Consider the following 21860-nt stretch of genomic DNA (forward strand, 5'->3'; position numbering starts at 1 on the left):
CGGCGCCTTCCGTGGGTCTTCCGGGGGGGGCGTCGGGTGGTCTTGTCTCGCAACGTCCGGGGCTGTCCCGCAGGGCCCGCGCGGCGCGTGGTGAAGGGGGTCAGCCGCGCCGCGGCAGGCTGTCTGGCAGCGAGATCCGCGCCACCTGTTCGGCGATCGGGTCGACCGACAGCGGGTGGAGTTCGGAGGAATGGCTCTCGGGGTCGCCGATCGGCTGCCAGCGGTGATCCTTATAGATCTCCAGCGCCGAGAAGTTCGCCTTGTAGCCCATCTTGCGGCTGCCCGGCACCCAGTAGCCGAGGTAGACGTAGGGCAGCCCCGCCTCGCGCGCCAGCGCCACGTGGTCGAGGATCACGTAGGTGCCGAGGCTGCGCTTTTCCTGTTCCGGGTCGTAGAAGGAATAGACCATGCTCAGCCCGTCATCGAGGACGTCTGTCAGGCAGACCGCAGTCAGCTTGCGCCTGCGCCCACCGTCCTCGGGCGGGGCGCTGTATTCCACCACACGCGACCGCACCGGCGTTTCCTCGATCATCGCGGCGAATTCGAAGATGTCCATGTCGGCCATTCCGCCGTCGGCATGCCGGCTGTCGAGGTAGCGGCGGAACAGCGCGAACTGGTCTTCGGTCGCCCAGGGGCTGGTCGCCTCGCGCCGGAGCGTCCTGTTGCGCTTCAGCGTGCGGGTCTGGCTGCGCGATGGCTCGAAATCCGCGACCCGGATCCGCGCCGAGAGGCAGGCCGAGCATTCCGCGCAGGACGGCCGGTAAAGCACGTTCTGCGAGCGCCGGAAGCCCTGCTTCGACAGTGCGTCGTTCAGCACCTCGGCCCGGTCGCCCTGCAGCGCGGTGAATAGCTTCCGCTCCATCCGCCCGTCGAGATAGGGGCAGGGCTGCGGGGCCGTCACGTAGAACTGGGGCGCAAGGGGCAGGGTATGGCGCATGGCATGGACTGCGAAAAGGGAAATGGGCGCGTCGTGCGAGGGTAACAAGCGCCGGACGTCCCGCCAAGCCCCGAACTGAGCGCACGCGACGTCAGATCCGCCCGCCCGGGCCTCCGGAGGCACCCCGCGACGCCGGGCAATTGTTCCCGGGCCATGAACGCCCCCTCCCTCCGCCGCCCGGATCCGGCCCCACCGCTCCGGCAGCCGATCGCCGGCCCGGCGGTGGCGTGGCTTTGCCGCGGGACTTTCGTTGCGCGCACGTCCATGGTGCGGTCACAAATCATGATTCTCTCAATGGTTGCGTCCGGTCGTTCCGGTGGCCCCCTGCGTCATGCGGCGTACGTGCCGGCGTCTTGGCGGGGGAGAGTTGACGTATGGTCACTTGCCAAAGTCGCGCCAAATGGCCGGCGGAACGGGGATTTTATGTCACAACCTAGGCGGTTACGGGGCGGAATTGAGGTGGATTGTTGCCAGATGGTCAACGGATGTCTACCGTCCATCGCGTTGTTGCTTTCAAAGTGTCGCCGCTTGTGAGTGACGCGGGCAGGGCCCGCAATGTTGTCGGCCAGAAGGGCACGACCTTCCCGCCAGAAGGGCCATCGTTCAGGGGTACGGGTTCCGACCGGGGCTTGTTCCGCATCTGGCCAGTACTGTTTGCGAACCGAAATGGAGGGACTTGTGGGGGTCCTTGAGAACCTGAAACCGACGAAGGGAAGCAGCGTCTTCCCGCAACTCGAGCCGCAACAGGACATCATCGCCGCACACACGTCGCGTGTGAGCGGCGCGTTCGGGGCACCGTCCCGGTCCGGAAACGCGGTGACGCGCCGGATGTCGCGGCTGACCGGTACCGTTGCGCGCGGGCGCGACGCCCGGCCGGACCCGCACGTCAACCGCACCGTGCTGTCGTTCTCGAACATGCACGAGAAGGGTGACCTCTTCATCAACTACCTGCGCGCCCGCAAGGAGGTCTTTATCGACCACAAGGGCTGGCACCTGCCGGAAGAGAACGGCATGGAGTTCGACCAGTACGACACGCCCAAGGCGCGCTGGATCGTTCTGCACGAATACGGCGAGATCCTCGCAGGTGTCCGGATCGCGCCGACCACTGCGCAATGCGGCGCGCACAGCTACATGATCCGCGACGCCCAGCTTGGCCTGCTCGACGGGCTGCCCTATGACGTGCTGTTTTTCGACGCCCCGCAGGACGACAAGATCTGGGAGGCCACGCGTCTCTTCGTCGTGCCCTCGGTGCCGGCGGATCGGCGGATGCGGATCAACGCGCTGCTGCTGCACGCCATGGCGGACGGCGCCCGGGCCGAGGGCGCCGACCACGTGATCGGGATCGTCCCGGCCGTCTTTCGCCGCTGGATGTCGCGGCTGGGGATGAGCGCGACGCCGGTCGGCCCGCCTATGATCATCGACGGCGACAAGGTGCAGGCCGCGCTGATGAAGACCACCTACGAGATGCCGGTGGAAGACCTGCGCGTCGCCTGAGGGCAGGTGTCGCCGGGGTGACAGACGCTGTTCCCTCCGGGGCGATCCGGCCGGTCCCCTGGTTCAGGCCATGCCCCCAAACAGCGCCCCGACCGCCGCGAGCGGCGCGCTCCAGTCGCGGGGCCGTGCCTGGCGGTGAAGGGTGAGGTTGCCGTACCACGGATCGCGGGCGCCCGTGCGGCCCCAATACCACATGCATTCGGCCCCCGCCGGCAACAGGACGTGGGTGTCGCGATGCCCCAATGCGCCCGCGGCATGGGCGGTGGTGTTGTCGATCGTCACGATCCGGTCGAGCGCCGCGATCTGCGTGAGGAACCCGGCGAGATCGGCCATCTGGTCGATGGCTCCGTCCTGCAAGAAGGTGAGGTCGGGGCGCAGGGCCGTCGCAGCGGCGATCTCCTCCGCGCAATCGCCGTATTGCAGGTTGACCACCAGCGCGCCGCGCGGAAGCCGGGCGGTAAGCTCGGGCAGCGGCAGGCTGCGGTGCCAGCCGGTCAGCCGGTCGCCCGAGCGCCAGGCAAGCCCCACCACCGGCGCACCGAGCGCCCGGTCGAGGTAGGATCGCCTGAGCCGCGCCACCCGCGCGGCATCCACCGAAAGATAGCCGCCCAGCGGGGGCGCCGGCGCCTCGGCCGGCAGGTAACGCACGAGGTCGCCGACGAAAAGCGTGGTTCCGCGCGCGCGAACCTCCGGGGCGAAGGCGTCTTCGGGCAGGAAGTCCAGCCCCAGCCGGTTGCCGGCCAGTGCCGGCCCCATCCGCGGATCGCCGACGAAGGTCACTCGGGCGCCCGGGGCCACCGGTGCCCGGGCGATCAGCGGCAGCAGCGCGAACTGATCGCCGATCCCCTGTTCCTGCATCACGAAAAGCTGCCCGGTGGTCGCCAGCGCCTCGGGGGAGGAGGCCCCGTAGGGGATCTTGGCGCGGTTCTCCTCGGGCTGGCGGCGGGCGTAGAAGGCGACGGCCTCGGCATGGCGGCCCTCGGCCAGCAGGAAGGTACCGTAGGCGCGCCCGGACCACATCGCCTCGGCATCGGTCAGGGCGTCGGCGGCGCGGAAGGCATGCCCCGCCGCGCGGCGGTCGCCAAGGTCGAGATGCACATGCGCCGCCACGCCGAGGGCGCGCTTGTAGTAAAGCGGGCTCTGGTACTGCGCGTCGAGCATCGCCAGCGCTTCGGCGTTGCGCCCGAGGTTGCGCAGCGCGGTCATCCGCAGGCTGTGCAACTCGTCCATGTCGGGGCTTTCGGCCCCGAGTTCCGCAGTCAGCGTCTCGGCCCGGGCGAAGTCGTGACGGTAGAGCGCCGCCTTGACCTGCCCGATGCGGGCGTCGGCAGAGCCGGGGTCAAGTGTGAATTCCGCGTCGTAAGCCGCGATTGCCGCAGGAAAATCCTCAATCGCCAGATAGACCTCGGCAAGCATGTGGTAAAGCGCGCCGTCCTGCATCCTCTGCGCCACCGCCTCCAGGGTCGCTGCGGCCTCGGGCAGGCGGTGCATCTCGGCCATCAGGTCCTTGTAGAGGCGGATCATCGGGCGGTCGGTACTGCCATGTTGCAGCGCATCGGTGAACAGCCCGATCGCGCCGAAGGGATCGGCCAGCAGCACTCGCGCCTTGCCGAGCCCCGCCAGCACCTGGGGATCCTTCGGAGCGAAGCGCGCCGCCTCGGTCAGGAAGCGTTCCGCTTTGTCCCCCTCGTGCCGGTCCAGCGCGACGAGACCCAAGAGGACCCAGGCATGGTGGCAATCGGGGTGGCTGCGCGCCACCTCGGCGGCGTGGCGCGTGGCGGTGGCGCCATCGCGGCGGCGCAGCGCAAGATAGGCCGCGTGCAGCGAGAGGGCGGTGGGGCCGTCGATACCGTAGATCCGCGCCGCCTCGGCCGCGAGGTCGGCGGCGGGAAGATCGGGGGCGCGGTGGTCCGAGCCTTGCCCGGCGGTTCCGGAACCGGCACGGTGGGCCGCTTGCATCGTCATGCGGGTTCCTCCGCGCGCAGGGTGTGGGGCGGCCTCGGGCCCTCGAAATCCTCGGGCACGGCAAAGTAATCCATGGTGTGGACGTAGGGCATGCTGTCGGCCAGTCGGTAGCCATTGGCCCGGCACCAGCCCTGGGCGAAGGCCAGGATGTTGGCGCGCTGCACCTCGACCCAGATCACCGGGCGGTCGCGCGCGATCAGGCCCGCCGCACCCTCGAGCACCTCGAGCTCCATCCCCTCGGCGTCGATCTTGAGGAAGTCGACGCGCAGGCCGCCTAGCAGCGTGTCGAGCGTGGCGACATGCAGGTCGCCCCGCGCATCGGGCACCAGCCGCGTGGCGCCCAGGTTGTCGCGGTCGTCGGTCACCGCGCGGAACCGCCCCTCGGCCCGGCCCGCGCCCAGCCCGATCCCGCGCCGGTCGATCACGTGCGCGATGCCGTTGCGGGCGATGTTGGCCTCCAGCAGGTCGATCGCGGCGGGGTTCGGCTCCACCGGCAGAACGGCACGGGGGGCAAGGTGCTGCGCGTACCAGACCACGTGGTTGCCGATATTGGCGCCCACGTCGACCAGCACGCCGCCGGGCCGGATCAGCCCCTTCAGCCGGCGCAGGGACACCGCCTCGAAGAATTGCCCGGCAAGGTGGCGGCGCTGGATCAGGTCCTGAGGATTGGTGACGCGCATCTCGGCGGTCACGCCGTCGTCGCTGATGCGGGCCCAGAGCGGGTGTGCGACCACCGCCTCGGCCCACAGCCGCCCGACCGCCTTGGTCCAGTCCTTCCCCGTCGCGCTCCGCGGGCCCGTGGAATGGGCGCCGCGTCGCACGAGGTAAAGGATCTCGGGCCGCTTCACGCAGCTGAAATCGCGCCAGAGCCGGGTGTAGTAAAAATAATCCTCGCCGGTATCCATCGTCTCGTCGAACGGGATCGCGGCGGCCACCTCGCAGCGCACGAAATGGCCCATCACCACGGCAAGAAACGGGTCGACCGAGAGGAATTCGTCGTAACTGTCGATGGTTGCGGGCTGATCCTCGCGCAGTTCCGGCTCTCCCTCCGGTCCCAGCGTGCAGATCAGGCCGAAGACCGCATCAAGCGCCGGGTTGCCTGCCAGCACCCGCCCGAAGGCCGCGAAGGCGGTGGGCGGCAACACGTCGTCGGCATCGAGGAAGAAGATCCAGTCGATGCCCTGCGCCCGCGCGTCACGGACCGCGGCGTTGCGCCGGTTGGAGCGGCCGTGGCGCCCCTCCGTGTCGTCCATCGGGAACAGGACCACCTCGTCGAAAGGCCCGAGGTCGTGGGCCGCGGCGCGCTGGACCGACGGCAGGCAGCTTTCGGTGAAAAGCGCGCCATGGCCGGGGCCGATCGGGGTGACGATGCCAAGCTTCATGCGCGTCTCACCTTGTCGGCCTCACTTGTCGAGCGTCGCGAAGATCGCGTCGCGCAGGGATTTCCGCGGATGGTCGGTGCCGCTGAATGCGGGCGAGAGCCCGACCTGAAGCGCCAGCAGTAGCGCCGCGGCCAGCGCGCCGCCGCCCAGCCCCCCGCGCAGGATCCGCCGGCGGAGGTTGCGCGGGGCCAGGTTGCGGGGCTGTTGTGCTGCCGGGACAGCAGGCCGTTCGGTCCGTCCGGGCGCGAGGCCCACGAAGAGATGCGCGCCCGAGGCCGTCAGCCGCACCTGCTGCGGCGCCCGCGACAGGGCGGCGACCAGCGCGGCCGGCAGCAGTTCTTCCGCGAGACTGAGCCGGGCGGGCAGAGGCCCCTCCGCCGCAATCACCGCGGTCGGGATGGCAAAGCTTTGCAGGTCGGCCCGGAAATAGACCTCGGTCACCTGCAGCGCCGGGGCGCCGGGGTGGGGTGCGCCGATCGTCAGCCAGACCTCGCCCGAACGACCAAGCGACAACAGCGCATCGGCAAAGATGGAGGCACGCCGCGCCGCGGGGGCGAGCGGGTGGAACCCGGGCGGAAGATCGGCAGGCAGCGGGGCGAGGGCCGGCGCAGGCCGGGGGGCGGGGGCTGGATCCGGGGCGGAGATCGTGGTGAACCGCGGCGGCGCCTCCGGCTCCGGCCGGATCGGGCGGGCCATTGCCGTCATCGCGGGAGAAGAGGCCGGGGCAACGGGCACAGGACGGGCAGGGCCTGCGCGCCGGGCGCGCCCCGCAACGACCGCCTCGACATCCAGCCCCTCCTCGGTCGCGAAGGCATAGTTCAGCGCGTAATCCGCCGCACTCTCGCGCAGCTCAGCGCTTTCGGCGACAAGGCTCATCAGCTTGCGTTCCTCGGAAAACAGCATCCGCCGCGTCGGCAGGCCGGCGCGCGCCGGGACCACGGCAAAGCCGCCCACCGGCCGGTTCAGCGCCTCGCCCACCCGGGCAAGCACGCGGCTGTCCTCGTCGCGGTGGTGCACCAGAAAGGCGCAGCCGCCATCGTCGTCAAGGCAGACCGCCAGGCGAAACCCCTCGGGCCAGCCGTCGAGCATCTGCCCGAGTTCCTCTTCGTCGAGGAATATGGCGACGGCATCGGCGCGGTGGGTCATCGAAAGCGTCCCGTGGAATCGGCCCCTCATGAACCGTCCTGCAACCCTAGAATTACAAGAATTGTCTGTCAACAATCCTTGAAAACCTTCCGTAGATCAATGGATCTTAACGTAACTTAAGAATTGGGACCGGAAATCTTGACTTGGCGGCGCCCAGTTCGGAAGGATTGCACGAAGGTCCCGTCCGCCGGGGCGTGTTGGGAAAGGTGCATGCGATGACGATCCTGATCGGTCTGGTTCTCGTGGGGGGGCTCGTCTTCGGCGGCTTCGTGATGTCGGGCGGCAAGTTCGATGTTCTGATCCATGCGCTGCCCTTCGAAGGCATGATGATCGGCGGCGCCGCGCTGGGATCGTTCATCATCGCCAACTCCTTCGGGCTGATCAAACGTTCGGGCGGGGCGTTCCTCAAGGTCTTCAAGGGCAACAAGTGGAAGACCAAGGATTATTCCGACGTCCTCGCCCTGATGTTCGAACTGAGCCGGCTCTACCGCACCCGGGGGATCCTTGCCCTCGACAGCCATGTCGAAAGCCCCAAGGAGAGCGAGATCTTTCAGCGCTACCCGAAGCTGATGAAGGACCACTTCACGATCGAGCTGATCACCGACAGCTTCCGCATGCTTGCGATGCAGTTCGACGACGCCTACCAGACCGAGGATGTGATCAACCGCAAGCTCAAGAAGCATCATCACGAGGTGCTGGCGCCCGCGAACGCGATCCAGACCGTGGCCGACGCGCTGCCCGCGATCGGGATCATCGTGGCGGTGCTGGGCGTGATCAAGACCATGGGGGCGATCAACGAAAGCCCCGCAGTGCTGGGCGCGATGATCGGCGGCGCGCTGGTCGGCACCTTCCTCGGCGTCTTCGCGGCCTATTGCTTCGTCTCGCCGATCTCGCAGCGCCTCAAGCAGATCGAGGACGAGGATGCCTCGCTCTACGCCGTGATCCGCGACATCTTCGTCGCCATGGTCGCGGGCCACCCGCCGAACATCTGCATCGAGATCGGCCGCGGGTCGATCCCGACCGCGATGCAGCCGAATTTCTACGAGGTCGAGCAGGCCCAGAAGGACCTGACGGCCAAGGCGGCCTGAGCCGGGCGGGGCGGCAGATGGCGGGACGGATCCGGACGCTGGAACTGGTGGCCGACCTGCGCCGCCGCGCGATGGAGGCGCAGGCCGAGACGCTGTCGCGCCTGCGGGCGCGGATCGCGGAACTCGATGCCCGGCGTGCGGCCCTGCTCGCGGCCCTGCGCGGGGGGAGCGGCGCCAGCCTCGAGGCGGCGCCCTATCTTCCCTCCTATCTGCGCGCCATGCGGGCCGAGGAGGCGGCCCTCCTGGAGGAACGCGCGCGGCTGGTGACGGCGCTGGCCGAGGTGGAGGCCGCCCTGCGCCAACGCTTTCGCGAGACCCGTGCGAGCGAGCAGGCCCTCGGGACGGCGCGGCACGCCGAGGTGGCGCGCCTTGCCCGGGCCGAGCGCAAGGAGATGGAAGAGATCGCCCTGCGTCCCTGGACACTTCCGGGCCACGCCTGACCCCTGGTCCTGGCGTCTTCGGTCAAGACCCAGGGGAGGGCGCAAGGCGTCGCCCGGATCAGTCTGCCGCGTGGGAGAGGTCGGTCAGGCTGACCATGGAGTAGGTGCGTTGCAGTGCGCTCTGCTGCGGGGCAGGCGGGGCAGCAAGGCCGAGGTCCGCGGTGCGGCCAGGCGGCGTTGCGGGACGTGCCGCCGGGGAAGGGTGTGCGCCGGCGGTTGCAGCGGCTGCGGGGCGCGGTGAACCGGCCGGTGCGGCGCCAGTGTTCTGCGTGGCAGAGGCCTGCGTGCCTGGGACCAGATCGGCGGGGAGGCTGGACCCGGGCTGATAGCGCAGAAGCACGGTGATCCGGCGGTTGCGCGGGTCGCGCGGGTTGTCGGCGACCAGCGGTTCGGTATCCGCAAGGCCCGAGATGCGCGAGACCCGCGACGGCTCCACGCCCGCCGAAAGGAACACCCGCCGGGTCGCGTTGGCACGTTCCGACGACAGTTCCCAATTGTCGCTGCCGGACCCCGCGGCGTAGGGCACCGCGTCGGTATGGCCCGAGATCCGAAGCTTGTTCGGCAGCCCCGAGATCGCCTTGCCCAGCCGTTCCATCAGCTTCAGCGTCGGCCCGTCGACCGCCGCGCTGCCCGAGGCAAACATCGCGCGCCCCTTCTGGTCGACGATCTGGATCTCAAGCCCGTCGGGCGTCTTGCGGAACATCACGTTGTCGAGGAGCGGTGCCAGGTCGGGTGAGGATTTCATCGCCTGCGTGATCTCCTGCTGCACCGCGTGGAAATGCGCGTCGTCGGCGGCGTGGGGATCGACCTCCTTGATCACCGTGCGCACCGGGCTGTCGGCCCCAGTGGCCTTGGTGGCCGAAGGACCCGCCGCACCAGCCATCTTGTCGGCGCCGGGCGTCACCGTCGGCGCCCTGGCGGGCGAGGCGGAGGCCGCCCTGGTCTCGGCCTCCGTCATCTGCGGCACCGGCTGGTTGTCGGCCACGGCGGACACCGGCACGTCGCGGGTCATGCCGCGGCGCGCGGCGGTGCCGTTCGACTGGCTCAGCACACCCTTCGGCCCGATCGTCGTACCGCCGAGGGCGCCCATCCCGCCCTTGGCCGTCATCGAGACATGCGCCGGGGTGAAATAGTCAGAGATCCCGTTCAGCTGGTCCTTGGTCGCGCTGGAGACGATCCACATCAGCAGGAAAAAGGCCATCATCGCGGTCATGAAATCGGCATAGGCCACCTTCCAGGCGCCGCCGTGATGGCCGTGGTCGTGATCTGCCTCGACCCTGCGGATGATGATCGGCCGGGAGTTGGGACGCGCTGTTGCCATGAGGGCCTCCTTTCCCGCATCGCGGGAGGCTGTCTTCATTCGCGCGAGAGACACCCGATTCTTCGGACAGGACGCCGCACCCGGTCAGCTTCCATGCAAAAGGCGCCCGAAAAGGGGCGCCTCAGGGTCATCTTTGGGGAAATGTGGCGCGGGCCCGCCGGTCAGGCGTCTTCGCGGCTGTATTTGCCGAGGCCCATCTTCTTGGCGTAATCGGCCTTGCGCGCGCTGTAGCTGGGCGCCACCAGCGGCATGTCGGCCGGAAGGTTGTAGAGCGCGCGATACTCGTCCTCGGTCAGGCCATGCTCGGCGCCGAGATGGCGCTTGAGCATCTTGAAACCCTTGCCGCAGCACAGGCAGTAGACCTTGTCCTCGGTCACCGCCTGCTCCGGCGGCATCGCCGGCAGGGCCGAACCTGCACCGGGGGCGCCGGGCGCCCCGGGCGCCATGTTGCCGGTCACGGCAGAGACGCCGCGCGTGGTCTCCAGCTGCCGCGTCAACCGGGCCACCAGCTCGACGATATCGTCGATCGTGGTGTCGGGGCGCGAGGCGAAGGCGGCGGCAATGCTCGCGACCATCTCCGAGCTTTCATTGCTTTTCTGATTGGGCATCGGATCCTTGTCTCCTGCACACTCGCAATGCTTGTGACTTAAGTAATGATCATTACGGACTGTGTCATTTTTCGTCAAGAAACTTGCTCTTTCCTTGATGGATTGCGCGGGAATCCGCGAAGCGCCGCCGCACCTTGAGCCGAACCGAGAGCCGCAAGCGGGCGGGGGCCGCCTCAGCCAAGGGGGATCTCGCCGCTCTCGTCGGGGCCGAGGCCGGCGGCGCCGCGGCCGCGCGCACGGGCCCGGGCACGGGCGTAATCCGGGGCGACCAGCGGGTAATCCGGCGGCAGGTCCCATTTGCGGCGGTATTCTTCGGGGGTCAGCCCAAGCTTCTGCTTCAGATGACGGCCGAGCAGGATCACCTTTGCGCCGGTCTCGAGGCAGACGAGGTGGTCGGGGCGGATGCTGTCCTCGACCGGGACGGAGGGGCGGGGAAGCGGATCCGCCGCCGGGCCCAGCACCGTCGCCTGCAGGCGCAGCGCCAGCCTGATCGCCGCCCCGGCGGCCAGCCCGCCGCGCGCCATCTGCCCTTCGACGAGGGCCGCGATCTCTTCGATCAGGGCGCCGTCGGCGGGCGCCTCCGCGGGCGTCGCCGGGGTCATCCCGCAGCCGTTGCTGATGTTCACCGCTCGTCCTCGTCTCTGCGCGCCGGTCTTCTGCCCGGCAAGACAAGAAATGGATGGAAACGTTAACAAGAGGTCAAAGAAATGAAGAAAACTCTCGTCTTGGATTAATCTTGTTCCCGCCGCGCAGCGCCGGGGCCACCGCAATCTTGCGCGAACGGGGGGCATTTGCTACGCAAGGCGTCTGAGGCGCGAAGGCGGGGGGAGCAGATCGCGCTCCGGGTGTGGTAAGCGGCGTGTCTGCCGCCGGATGTTCATGGTTTTCCCATCAGGTCAACGTTCTCTGTGGGTTGGGGACCCATGCATTCAGAAACTGATTTGGGGCTACGGGGGAGGGACGTGCGGGCTGAGTGCGCGGCACGGCGGGCGATCCTGCACGTCACCGACCCCGAGCTTGGGCGCGACCTCGGCATCTTCCTGCGGCGCAACTGCGGCTTCGACGTGCTGCCCAGCGACGCCGAGACGAGCGCCCCCCCGGTCCGGGGCTTCGCTCCGGGCCTCGTGGTGGTCGAGGGCGGCAGCGCACCGGCCCCCGCGCTCCTGCTGCTGCAGCGCCTGCGGACGGGGTTCCCCGATGCCTTCCTGATGTACATCGCGACCTCCGGCGGGCGCGAGGAGGGCGGCGACGCCTTCGCTGCCGGGGCCGACGACGTGATCCGCGCGCCCTTCACGCTCCGCGAATTCGGGTTGCGGCTGCGGGCACGGCTGGGCAGCGCTCTGGCCGACCCGAACGGGCGCGGCGATGCCGAGGTGCCGCAGGTCCTCCTCGACGGCGACAACCGGCTCTACGCCTCGGGAGAGCGGCAGCCGGTGCACCTTACCCGGGCCGAGGCGGAGGTGATGGCCGTGCTGATCCGGTCCGGCGGCCGGATCGTCAGCCGCAGCGACCTTGCCCGCGAGATCGACGATGCCGAGTGGGAATACGGCGACCGCCGCTTCGACGTCCACGTCGCCAACATCCGCAAGAAGCTGCGCAAGGCCTTCGGTCAGCGCTACGCCGTGCGGTCGATCCGCAACGAAGGCTACGCCTTCCGCGAGGAACGCCAGCCCTGATCCTTCCCCGGGGCGGAATCGGCGCATCGGGCGGCCCGCTCGCAACTCCGGATTGATCGAGAATCCCCCCGGCCCAGGCGCCGGACGCTACGTCAACCCGGTCGAATGTAAAGATCCGGCTGCTGAAGCAAGGCTGTATCTAGGGGCGGCCTTTACAGTTTTCCACAAGGGGAAGTAGTCGAACGCCAGATCGTGACGGCGGAGGCGCCCAAGCAATACAGCCGCTTTCGCCTGACGCGGATGGGGTGCCGGTCACGCTGGCGTGATGCAGCGCCGGGGCCGTTGCCGGTTTGCGGGGGACACAAGAATTAACAAACACAAACTTACCTGTGAACCGCCCCGCGACTAGAGTTCACGCAATGGGGAAGTCTGGGGGTCAAGGGTGACATGACGAAGAAGCTGCTGCTCGAACAGATATGGAATGGATCGGTGAGCGCGTGGCCGACCGGCGAAAAAGGGGACATCGCGAGGGGCATCGCGGCCTTGTTGCCGGTTCAGACGGTCTGTGTCGACAACGCCGCGCCGCATGGCGTGCCGCGGGTTCTACCCGAGGCGACGGAGCTGCTTCCCGGTCTGACGTTGGGGGACGTCCTGGCCGAGGAACTGGGGATAGAGGTGCCCTTTGGGGCCCTCGTGGTGTTCGAGACCGTGGTCAATGCTGCGGTGATCGGGTCAAGCGAGCACGACATCGGGTGTACGTCGGACGAGGTTCTCCGACATATTGTGTCGGGTCTGGACGGCAGGGCCAGCTTGGCCCCCGCGGCGGCACGGTCCGAGGCCAAGCAGCGCAACCTCGGGTTTCGTGACGACGGGCTGAACGCGCGGTTCTTCGGCGCAGGCCGCCGCGCGTCGCCGATGGCCGAGGCGGTGCCCTCCGGTGCCCGCCGACTTGCCCGCGACGACCGAACGGTGTCCTGACGGTCCCGGGCCGCTCTGCACCACTGCGCCGCGATCGCCAGGCGGTCGGACCCGAAGCGGGTTCGGCCGCCTTGTCGTTTGCGAGGGGTGGAATGGCGGCGTCTGCTGGCCGGGGTGTGATCCCGAACTTTCCTTGTTTAATCCTTTCTTAATCAGTTAGTTCTTTGTTATCTGGTTCCCGTTGCTTACTATCCTGCCAAAGGCAAGGATAGGTGTCGGTTTCATGGGGCTGAGTTACAGGGAGGCGGTCGAAGCGCCCCTCCTGAGCGTCGAGGAGGAGCGGGCCGCGCTGCACGACTGGCAGGAACGCGGCGACCAGCGCGCACTGGAGCTTCTTCTGCGCAGCCATGCCCGGCTGGTCCATGCCCAGGCGCAGCGCTGGAGCAAGAACCCGACCGAGCTGGAGGACCTCGTTGCCGAGGGGATGATCGGGCTGATGCGGGCCGCGGATCTCTTCGATCTGGAGCAGCAGGTGCGGTTCTCGACCTATGCGCAATGGTGGGTGAAGACCTGCGTCTCGACGGCGCTGGCGCGGATGAAGTCGATCGTCAACATGCCGTCGCGGGTGTTCATTGACGCGCGGATGGGGCGGCTCGACGGGTCGGACACCGCGGCGCTGCAGGCGGCGCAGGCGCACCTTAGCATCAATGCGGGGATCGGCGAGGCGGGGGGGCTGGGCCTCAACGATCTCCCGGCGACCGGCCTCACCCCCGAGGAACATGCCGAGGCGCAATCGAGCGCGGCCCGGCTGCGCGTGGTTCTGACCGAGGCGCTGATGCAGCTCGACCCGACCGACCGCGAGATCCTGGAGCGGCGCAAGCTGGCACCCGAGCCCGAAAGCGCGGACGACACCGCCATGTGGCTGGGGGTCAGCCCCGACCGGGTGCCGCTGTTCGAGCGGCGGGCCCTGTCGCGGCTGCGTCTGCGGCTGGAACGGATGGGCTGCACGCCCGCGATGCTGGGGTAGGCGATGAACGTGACGACACCCATCGGGACAATCGCGGCGCCGGGAACAGGCGGCGCGGCGGCGCGCGCCGCGAGCGGCGGCGGAGAGGGTTTTGCAGCACTTCTGGGCAGGCCGGGCGCTCGGCAGACAAGCCCCGAGACGGCTTCGGCGGCATCCCCGACCCCCCCTGCGGCGGGAGAGGCGGAGCCGGACGGGGCCGCGCAGGCCCCCCTGGCCGCCCAGGCTGGGCTGTCGCAGGTGGGAGCGAGCGGTGCCGAGCTGCTGACCACGAAGGTGCAGCTGGCGCAGGGCCTCAGGACCTTCGAGGCCGAAACACTGCAGGCCATGCGCAGTGCCGAGGCCGAGGGGGGCGACGCCGCGGCGCATAAGGTGCTGACCGGCGCGGCCCAGGCGCTGGGGGCCTTGCTTGGCGGCGCGGATGCCGCACTGGGAACCGACACCGCCGCGCTGCTGACGACGCTCGCCCAACGGATGGCCGGGGGCGATCAGGGGGCGGCAGGGGCAGGCGGCCCGGGCACGAAGGCCGGTTCGGGGCGCGAAGGCTCCGATACGGACGCGCCGCTTGTCGCCGCGCAGCAGATGTTTTTGCTGGTGGCGCAGGCGCTTGGCCTTGTCGCCCAACCGGCGCAGGGGGCGGTTGGGCCATCGCTTGCCTCGTCGCCTGCCTCGTCGCTTGCCCCCTCGATTTCCTGGGCCTCCGGATCGGATCCGGGCGGCGCGGGGCGGCTGGCCATGCTGGCAGGCGGCACGTCGTCTGACCCGCGCCTTCAGGCGCTGACCGAAGCGGTGGCCGGATCTGCTCAGGCCGCGTTGTCCGATGGCAAGGTCGGCGCCGGCCTCGCCCGGCAGGGGGCGCCTCACGACGGCGCGGCGGGACGGGATGGCGCCGCCGGGCTGACGGCAGCCCTGCCGTCAGACCCGATCGCGCAGCTTCTTTCAGCCGGCGCGGCGCAGGCGCAGACGCCAGTCGCCACCGGCGGAGCAGCGACCGCCGCGCAGGTGCACGTCGGGTCTTCGCCGGGGGCGCAGGCCCCGGCGCCGGCGGCGGCGTTCGCGGGGATGATCGGCCTGCAACTGCGCGCGGCGCAGCCCGACGAGGGGGTGACCCGGATCGCGCTCAGCCCCCGGGGGCTGGGCGAGATCGAGATCGACATGAAGCGCGACGCGGCGGGCAAGCTCAACGTCGTGGTGCGGGCCGAGAACCCGATGGTGCTGACGGCGCTGCGCAACGATCAGGCCCGGCTGGGAGAGATCCTCGGCGGTACCGGGGCGGGCGCGGCACCAACCCTCGATTTCGAATCCTTCGGGCGCGGTGGCGGCAACGCCGGGCGCGATGAGCGTGGCTGCAGCACCCCCGCATCCGCGCTCGAGGCAAGCGACGAGGGCGACGACGTGCCGGTCTGGCAGGACCGGATCGGCCGGGACGCGCTGGATATCAGGACATGAGGCGGCGATGACGACGACAGGTACGACCCCAGCCACGGCGACAGGCACCGCGGCAGCCGCGGCGGCGGCCTCCACGACCGGCAGCGCGGCGAGTTCGGCAGCCGATCAGCTGGGGGTCGATTACAACAATTTCCTGCAGCTCCTGACGGCGCAGATCCAGAACCAGGATCCGCTGCAACCGATGGATTCGACGCAATTCGTCTCGCAGCTGGCGCAGCTTAGCCAGGTGGAGCAATCGGTGCAGACCAACCAGAACCTCGAGACGCTGAACACCACGGTTGGCGGCATCGCCGGGCAATCGTCGATCGGGCTGCTCGGACGCTCGGTCAGCCTTGCCTCGGACCGGCTCGAACTGTCGGGCGGGGTGGCGGCGACGACCTACGAGCTGGCCTCCGCCGCAGCCTCGGTCAGCGCGACGATCACCGACGACAGCGGCAACGTGGTGCGCTCTCTCACCGGGTTGTCGACCGCGGGGGGGAGCAAGGTGGCGCTGGGCTGGGACGGCAAGAACAATTCCGGCGTGACCCAGGCCGACGGCATCTACCACGTGACGATCAACGCGGTGGACGCGTCGGGCGACACGATTTCCTACGACACCTATCCCACGACGACCGTCGAACAGGTGCTGTTCGGCACCGACGGCCAGACCTTGAAACTCCGCAACGGGCAGGAGGTCACCTCGGGCGACATCCTGTCGGCGGGATAGCGCGGCGGGGGGGAGCGCATCCTAAGCGGTGTATGGGGTGCCGTGGGTCACCCACCGGGCGCTTCAATGCGCGGTCGAAGACGCCCCTTGGCCCCTCACTTCCGGGGCGCGGTGGTGCGCACGGCATAGCGGACCTCGACCCCCCTGAGCCCCGGCACGGCCGGGCCGAGGCCCGAGGCCAGCGTGTCTGCGATCGTCGTGGCAAGGGCTGCCGGGGTATCTTCCGCGGCGTCCTGCGGCGTGTGGAAGGCCGGGGTCTCGGCCGCATCGAACAGCACCTGGTAGGCGCGGTCGCGCAGCCGGGCATGGGCGAGGGCCGTCCCCGCCGCTGCCGCGCCGGGGGCGGGAAGGTTCACCGAGACCTCTGTCACCAGCGTGTCGATCCGGCGGGGGCGGTAGACCTGCACCGCGAACTGGCCCGCATCGATGCGGGTTTCGCCCGGCGGTTCGGTCTTCGCCCCCGCCGCCGCCGACAGCGACGACGTCGCCGGGGCGGGCGCGGGGCGTAGCACCCGCCCCCCGGCATAGCCGGCGATCCCGGCCAGCAGGGGCACCAGCACGAGAATGAGGATAGGGACCAGCCGCGCCTTCACCGCGCCACCTCAGTAGGGCAGCACGACGTTCAGGAAATCGTCGCCGTAGCGCGGCTGCTGCACCGAAGAGAGCTGCCCCTTGCCGCCATAGGTGATGCGCGCCTCGGCCATCTTCTCGTAGGGGATGGTGTTGTCCATGCGGATGTCCTGCGGCCGGATGATCCCCGCCACACGCAATTCGCGCAGTTCGTGGTTCACCTTCACCTCCTGCCGGCCGGCCACCACCATCTCGCCGTTGGGCAGCTTCTTGAGGACCATCGCCGCGACCTTGAGGCTGATCGACTCGTTGCGGTCGATCGAGCCCGAGCCGTTCGACGACGACGACGACGACAGATCCGCGATGTTGTCGCCCGTGGGCATGTCGGACTTGTTGACACCTGGCAACACGCTGTGCAGCCGCTTCTCGTAGCCCAGGAACGTTGGGTTGCCGACCGTCTGGCTGCCGTCGCGCGAGCGCTTGGAGGCGTTCGACAGCTTGGCGTTGTCGTCGATGTTGATGTCGACGGTCAGGATGTCGCCCACCTTGGTCGCGCGCTGGTCGCCGAAGAACCCGGTCGACCCGGTGCGCCAGAGCGAGGCCGCCTCGGCCCGCATCGGGGCTGGCTTCACCTCGGGCGGCGGCATCGGCACCTGGATCGAGGCGACCTCGGGCATCGTCTTCGCGCTCAGGTCGATGTCCGAGACCTTGGGGTCGCGGGCGTCCCTGTACTGCTGGCATCCCGCCAGCAGCGCCGTGGCGAGGAGGATGGGAACGGGACGGATGCTCACTTGCTGACCTCCACGATGCCGGCGGCCCTGGCGATGCCGGTGACGGTGCGGTTGGAGACGAGGTTGATCACGCGGACCTCCTGGTCGGCCTCGGCCGAGGTGATGGCGCGGCCCGGGGCCGAGAGCTGCATGTTGCCCTTGCGGTACTCGAGCGAGACCTTGTCGCCCTTGCCGATGACGATGGGTGGGGTCACCGACTGCACCATCACCGGGCGTCCGGCGGCAAGGACCCGGCGCACCTGCATGCCCTGCAACCGGTCGAGGCTGGTGACGGCAAAGCTGCCGAGCTGCCGGTAGGGCAGGGCGACCATCGTGAAATCGGCCTTGGTCAGCAACTCGTCGGGCAGGATCCGGCGCACCGGAACGGGCACCGGGACGGTCAGCGTGGCAAGGCCGGTGACCCGCCAGGTCTCGCCCGCGCCGGTCACCACGTTGGCCGCGAACTGGCCGGTGGAGCGGTCGATCACGAAGGCCGACACGAGCGTTGCCTCGGCCACGTCGCCGGGGGTCAGGGTCACGTCGTAGCGCCCGGCGGGCGGCATCGCCCCGCCGGTGTCGGCCGCGGCCTTCTCGGCGATCAGCTGGGTCACCTGCGCCGCCCGCGCGGGCAGGGCCGCGGGGGCGGCGGCGAGGGCGATCAGGGCGAGGAGAAGGACGCGGCGCATGTCACTTGATCTGGCTGGTGGAGGACATCATCTGATCCGCCGTCTCGATCGCCTTGGAGTTCATCTCGTAGGCGCGCTGGGCGGCGATCAGGTCGGTGATCTGCTGGATGATGTTGACGTTGGAGCTTTCGATATAGCCCTGCCGCAGCACCCCGATGCCGGGATCGCCCGGGTTCGCCGTCACCGCGTCGCCCGAGGCCGTGGTGGCCTTCAGAAGGTTGTTGCCAATCGGCTTCATCCCCGCCTCGTTGATGAAGGTGGCCATGGTCAGCTGGCCCAGCTGCGTGGGAGTGGTGGAGTTGCCCACATAGGCCTGCACGATGCCCTGCTGGCTTATCTCCACCTTCGTGGTGTTGGCGGGGATGGTGATGCCCGGCACCACCTCGTACCCCTCCAGCGTGACGATCTGGCCGGTCGAGGAGACCTGGAAGTTCCCCGCCCGGGTATAGGCGAGAGAGCCGTCGGGCATGGTGATGCCGAAATACCCCTCGCCGTCGATCGCCATGTCCAGCTGATTGTCGGTCTTGGTGAGGCCCCCTTGGGTGTTCAGCCGCACCACGCCCGCGCTTTCGACGCCAAGGCCGATGTCGGTGCCCACGGGGCGCGCCGTCCCGGTGTCCGATGTCAGCGCGCCCTCGCGCCGCTCGGACTGGTAGACGAGGTCCTGGAACGCGGCGCGCGAGGACTTGAACCCCGCCGTGTTCGCGTTCGCTATGTTGTTCGAGATGACGTCGACGTTGGTCTGCTGCGCCATCATGCCGGTCGCGGCGATCCCCAGTGCTCTCATGTGTCCGTCTCCCTGTCGTCTTGGCGGGTCGTCAGCCGATCTGGCCGAGCTGGCTCAGCACCTGCTTGCGCAGGCTGTCCTGGTCATCCATCAGTTTCATCGACCGGTCGTAGGCGCGCTGGATCTCCATCATCCGCGTCATCTCCAGCACCGGCTCGACGTTCGATCCCTCGAGGTAGCCCTGCGCCACCTTCACCCCGTCGTCCTCGGGCGTGGCGGGGGTTGCGCCGGCGGCCGCGCCCTCGGGCGGGATCAGCATGCCGCCGTCCGCGCGCTGGAAGCCCGCGATGTCAGGCACCGTGAAGACGCCGATCCGGCCCAGCGTGGCGCCGGTGCGGTCGGTGATCGTGCCGTCCGCGCCGACCTGAAGCGTGCCGGCCGAGCCCTGCGGAACCGCGATGGCGTTGCCGCTCTGGTCGAGGATCTGCGCGCCGGTCACGGTCACCAGGTTGCCCTGCGCATCGACCGACAGCCGCCCGTCGCGGCCATAGGCCGTGGCGCCCGCCGCGGTGCGGTAGGAAAACCACCCGTCGCCCGAAAGCGCCAGGTCCAGCGGGTTTCCGGTCTTTTGCAAGGGCCCGGGCGTCGGGTCGAGATGCGCCGAGGATTGGTTCACGAAGGAGATGTCGCCGCCTGTCTGCCCATCGGTGCCGCCGCCCGTCTTCTGCACGAGTGAGGCGAAATCGGCCCGCCCGGCCTTGAAGCCCGCGGTGTTGGCGTTGGCGATGTTGTTGGCCGTCACGTCCATCGACCGCTCGAGCGAGAGCGCCAGCGAGAGGGAGACATAGATCGAATTGTCCATCTGGCGCCTCGCGTCCCTCGTCCGGTTTCGCCTGCCTGCCCGCCCGTTCCGCTCACGGATGGACTTGCTTTATTTGCATCTATCCTTATTATTCTTGTTATTCATGATTTGGCAAGAGAATTCATGCGGATCTTGTGGCGGGGTTCAAGGATAGCTGGGGCAATGAGCGGGGGGGCTGCCCCTGCGCTCGTCGCCGTTCTGGCGTCTTTTCCGGCCCCGGCGGCGCCGCCCGGTGCCGCTCCCGCCCCGACCACTTCCACGATCCGTGCGGAGGTGACTGCCCCGGCCTCAGGTGCCAGGCTTGCCCCCTTTGCCTTCGCCCGCCACACCGATGCGCGCTTTCTGGATGAGCGGCGGGCGGGGCAGGAGGCGTTGATCGCCGCCCATACCCCCGAGGGGTTGCAGGAGGCGCGGATGCAGCTGGGGGCGCTCTACCTTGCCCACCTGATGCTGCCCGAGGCGCGCGGGCTGCTGGATGCTGTCGACGCGGGGGCGCTGGATGCCGCGGGGCGGGCGCGGCTTGGGGCGCTGAAGGCCGGGGTCACGATCATGGCGGGGCAGCCGCTTCCTGCGGCGTTCGACCAGAGCCCGCTGGCGCCGGGCAACCTTGGCTGGCCGGATTACCCGTTCTGGGCCGCGCTGAACGCGATCCGCGCGAAGGATGCCGTCACCAGCCGCAACGACCTGGCACAGGCGCTGGCGCGGCTGCCGGCCTACCCGCCGGTCTATGCCCGCGCGTGCCTGCCGCTCTTCTTTTCGGCGGCGCTGGATCTTGGCGACTGGGCGCTTGCGCAGCGCGTTGCCGAGGCCTTCGACGCCCACCCCGGGCTGAAGGAAGACCCGGCCTATTCCTACCTGCTGGGCCGGGCCGCGCTGGGGGTGAATCGCCCCGACCGTGCCGCCGAAGCCTTCGCCCGGGCGGCGGCGGGCCGGGGTCCCTATGCGCGGCGCGCGGTGCTGGCGGCGGTGGACCTCGGGCTTGCGGACAAGAGCTTGAAGCCCCGCGCCGCGCAGGCGCTGCTGCACGACACCCTGGCGCGGTGGCAGGGGGGAGAGATCGGCCTCGGCACCCTCCGTCGGCTGGTGGCGGTCGACCGCAGGCTGGGCGACTGGCCCGACATGCTGCTGACGCTGGGCAGGCTATTGCGCGACCACCCGCAGTCCGAGGATGCGGCCTTGGCGGGCAAGCAGGCGGAGGGGCTGATCGGCGCTTATTACAAGTTTGCCTTGCAGGGAAAGGTGCCGCTGGAGACGCTGTTGTCGCTGCACCGCAGGCTGATCCCGCTCTACCGTTTCGATCCGGCCTTCGAGACGGCGTCCGAGACGCTGGCCGATCACCTGCTGCGCCTTGGGGCGACGGCGATGGCCGCGGATGAATACGGGCGGATCTATGACACGCTGCGGCTGGGCGCCGAGGGAGGGCGCTGGCCGCAGGATCCGGCGCGGCTGGCAGGTCTGAAGCTGGGCGAGGCCGAGGCGCAGGCGGCGGGCGGGCGCTGGGATGCGGCGTCGGCGACGCTTGCGGCGGCGGGGCGGATGCCGGCGCCGCTGGCCGGGCGCGCGGCACTGCTCGGTGCGCGCATCCAGACGGCACTTGGGCAGCCGGGCGCGGCGGCGCACGTCGGGGTAGAGGTCTCCACGCCTGACGACCTGCGGATGCTGGGCCGGGCGGCGATCGACGCGGGCGACTGGTCCGGCGCGGCCCGCCGCTTCGGCGCCCTGCGCCGGGACCATCCCAAGGATTTCACCGAGGCCGACGCGATCAACCTTCTGCTCGCCTCCTGGCGCGACGGCGACCGCGCTACGGCGCGCGACCTGGCGCGGGCCTATCCCGATCTCGGCGGATCGGCGCATTGGGGCCAGATCGCCGCGACCCTGCTGGCCGAGCCGGAGGGACCCGCGCCGCTGCGGCGCGCGCGGGCGCGGGCACAGCTTGACGGCGCGCAGAAGATGATAGACCGCCTGATGCGCGCCGGCGACGGGCCGGACGAGTCCGCCACCGCATCTTCACCGCCGGCGGGCAAGAACAAAACCGGCGGCTGACCGGATAAATCGGCCTTTTCGCCACCCGCGTCCTTGGGATTGGGGCGAAAGCCCGGGAAAAACGTCGCCCGACAAGGATTGGCCGGATTCTTTAACCCTGTCTAAACA

The 21860-nt window shown here is 69.4% G+C and carries 21 protein-coding genes; 9 read left to right on the forward strand and 12 right to left on the reverse strand.

Going from position 1 to position 21860, the window contains the following annotated elements:
• Positions 1 to 100 precede the first annotated feature (100 nt).
• Positions 101 to 937: an arginyltransferase gene (locus tag CVV76_RS05535; RefSeq protein ID WP_102223635.1), complete on the reverse strand. Its 837-nt coding sequence runs from the start codon at positions 935 to 937 to the stop codon at positions 101 to 103.
• An 816-nt stretch (positions 938 to 1753) separates the two neighbouring features.
• Here CVV76_RS05535 and CVV76_RS05540 point away from each other — a divergent pair.
• Positions 1754 to 2431, forward strand: coding sequence for an acyl-homoserine-lactone synthase (locus CVV76_RS05540; protein WP_233192727.1), 678 nt, complete (start codon positions 1754 to 1756; stop codon positions 2429 to 2431).
• 63 nt (positions 2432 to 2494) lie between these two features.
• Here CVV76_RS05540 and CVV76_RS05545 read toward each other — a convergent pair whose 3' ends face one another.
• From CVV76_RS05545 to CVV76_RS05555, 3 genes are read right to left on the reverse strand one after another with little or no spacing between them, the layout of a single operon-like run.
• Positions 2495 to 4396 carry a tetratricopeptide repeat protein gene (locus tag CVV76_RS05545; RefSeq protein WP_102223636.1) on the reverse strand — a complete coding sequence of 634 codons (1902 nt, stop codon included), beginning with the start codon at positions 4394 to 4396 and terminating at the stop codon, positions 2495 to 2497.
• On the reverse strand, positions 4393 to 5778 hold the full coding sequence (locus CVV76_RS05550; protein WP_102223637.1) for an FkbM family methyltransferase: 1386 nt from the start codon (positions 5776 to 5778) through the stop codon (positions 4393 to 4395). The genes CVV76_RS05545 and CVV76_RS05550 overlap by 4 nt, the downstream gene beginning before the upstream one ends.
• 21 nt (positions 5779 to 5799) lie before the next feature.
• On the reverse strand, positions 5800 to 6954 hold the full coding sequence (locus tag CVV76_RS05555) for a hypothetical protein (protein ID WP_102223638.1): 1155 nt from the start codon (positions 6952 to 6954) through the stop codon (positions 5800 to 5802).
• A gap of 185 nt (positions 6955 to 7139) precedes the next feature.
• On the opposite strand from CVV76_RS05555, the gene motA reads away from it, so the two are divergent.
• On the forward strand, positions 7140 to 8012 hold the full coding sequence (gene motA, locus CVV76_RS05560) for a flagellar motor stator protein MotA (protein WP_102223790.1): 873 nt from the start codon (positions 7140 to 7142) through the stop codon (positions 8010 to 8012).
• 17 nt (positions 8013 to 8029) lie between these two features.
• Complete coding sequence (locus CVV76_RS05565; protein ID WP_102223639.1) at positions 8030 to 8452, forward strand: hypothetical protein; 423 nt, start codon at positions 8030 to 8032, stop codon at positions 8450 to 8452.
• 58 nt (positions 8453 to 8510) lie between these two features.
• Here CVV76_RS05565 and CVV76_RS05570 read toward each other — a convergent pair whose 3' ends face one another.
• The 3 genes from CVV76_RS05570 to CVV76_RS05580 form a co-directional block, all read right to left on the reverse strand.
• Positions 8511 to 9773, reverse strand: a complete 1263-nt coding sequence (locus CVV76_RS05570; RefSeq protein WP_102223640.1) for a flagellar motor protein MotB — start codon at positions 9771 to 9773, stop codon at positions 8511 to 8513.
• 161 nt (positions 9774 to 9934) lie between these two features.
• Positions 9935 to 10381, reverse strand: a complete 447-nt coding sequence (locus CVV76_RS05575) for a MucR family transcriptional regulator (RefSeq protein ID WP_102223641.1) — start codon at positions 10379 to 10381, stop codon at positions 9935 to 9937.
• A gap of 173 nt (positions 10382 to 10554) precedes the next feature.
• Positions 10555 to 11007 (reverse strand): MucR family transcriptional regulator, encoded by a 453-nt coding sequence (locus CVV76_RS05580; protein ID WP_199178496.1) that lies wholly within the window; start codon positions 11005 to 11007, stop codon positions 10555 to 10557.
• Between the two features lie 336 nt (positions 11008 to 11343).
• On the opposite strand from CVV76_RS05580, the gene CVV76_RS05585 reads away from it, so the two are divergent.
• The 5 genes from CVV76_RS05585 (at position 11344) to CVV76_RS05605 (ending at position 16094) form a co-directional block, all read left to right on the forward strand.
• On the forward strand, positions 11344 to 12057 hold the full coding sequence (locus CVV76_RS05585; RefSeq protein ID WP_158243101.1) for a response regulator transcription factor: 714 nt from the start codon (positions 11344 to 11346) through the stop codon (positions 12055 to 12057).
• 387 nt (positions 12058 to 12444) lie between these two features.
• Complete coding sequence (locus tag CVV76_RS05590; protein WP_102223643.1) at positions 12445 to 12975, forward strand: hypothetical protein; 531 nt, start codon at positions 12445 to 12447, stop codon at positions 12973 to 12975.
• Positions 12976 to 13198: 223 nt separating this feature from the next.
• Complete coding sequence (locus tag CVV76_RS05595) at positions 13199 to 13942, forward strand: sigma-70 family RNA polymerase sigma factor (RefSeq protein ID WP_102223644.1); 744 nt, start codon at positions 13199 to 13201, stop codon at positions 13940 to 13942.
• A 9-nt stretch (positions 13943 to 13951) separates the two neighbouring features.
• The gene (gene fliK, locus CVV76_RS05600; protein ID WP_146010247.1) at positions 13952 to 15388 is read left to right on the forward strand and encodes a flagellar hook-length control protein FliK; all 1437 of its coding nucleotides are present in this window, start codon (positions 13952 to 13954) and stop codon (positions 15386 to 15388) included.
• A gap of 7 nt (positions 15389 to 15395) precedes the next feature.
• Positions 15396 to 16094 (forward strand): flagellar hook assembly protein FlgD, encoded by a 699-nt coding sequence (locus CVV76_RS05605; RefSeq protein ID WP_158243102.1) that lies wholly within the window; start codon positions 15396 to 15398, stop codon positions 16092 to 16094.
• Positions 16095 to 16189: 95 nt separating this feature from the next.
• On the opposite strand, the gene CVV76_RS05610 is transcribed toward CVV76_RS05605, so the two are convergent.
• From CVV76_RS05610 to flgF, 5 genes are read right to left on the reverse strand one after another with little or no spacing between them, the layout of a single operon-like run.
• Positions 16190 to 16687 (reverse strand): hypothetical protein, encoded by a 498-nt coding sequence (locus CVV76_RS05610; protein ID WP_102223647.1) that lies wholly within the window; start codon positions 16685 to 16687, stop codon positions 16190 to 16192.
• Positions 16688 to 16696: 9 nt separating this feature from the next.
• Positions 16697 to 17455 carry a flagellar basal body L-ring protein FlgH gene (gene flgH / locus CVV76_RS05615; protein ID WP_102223648.1) on the reverse strand — a complete coding sequence of 253 codons (759 nt, stop codon included), beginning with the start codon at positions 17453 to 17455 and terminating at the stop codon, positions 16697 to 16699.
• Positions 17452 to 18120 (reverse strand): flagellar basal body P-ring formation chaperone FlgA, encoded by a 669-nt coding sequence (flgA, locus tag CVV76_RS05620; RefSeq protein ID WP_102223649.1) that lies wholly within the window; start codon positions 18118 to 18120, stop codon positions 17452 to 17454. Before flgA ends, flgH begins: the two co-directional genes overlap by 4 nt.
• A gap of 1 nt (position 18121) precedes the next feature.
• Entirely contained in the window at positions 18122 to 18907 is a 786-nt protein-coding gene (flgG, locus tag CVV76_RS05625) for a flagellar basal-body rod protein FlgG (RefSeq protein ID WP_102223650.1), read from the reverse strand.
• 31 nt (positions 18908 to 18938) lie between these two features.
• Entirely contained in the window at positions 18939 to 19709 is a 771-nt protein-coding gene (flgF, locus tag CVV76_RS05630; RefSeq protein ID WP_102223651.1) for a flagellar basal-body rod protein FlgF, read from the reverse strand.
• Between the two features lie 273 nt (positions 19710 to 19982).
• Here flgF and CVV76_RS05635 point away from each other — a divergent pair, with 273 nt between their 5' ends.
• On the forward strand, positions 19983 to 21752 hold the full coding sequence (locus CVV76_RS05635; protein WP_146010248.1) for a hypothetical protein: 1770 nt from the start codon (positions 19983 to 19985) through the stop codon (positions 21750 to 21752).
• The last annotated feature ends 108 nt before the right edge of the window (positions 21753 to 21860 follow it).

The sequence above is a fragment of the Acidimangrovimonas sediminis genome (assembly GCF_002871005.1).
Lineage (GTDB): Bacteria > Pseudomonadota > Alphaproteobacteria > Rhodobacterales > Rhodobacteraceae > Acidimangrovimonas > Acidimangrovimonas sediminis.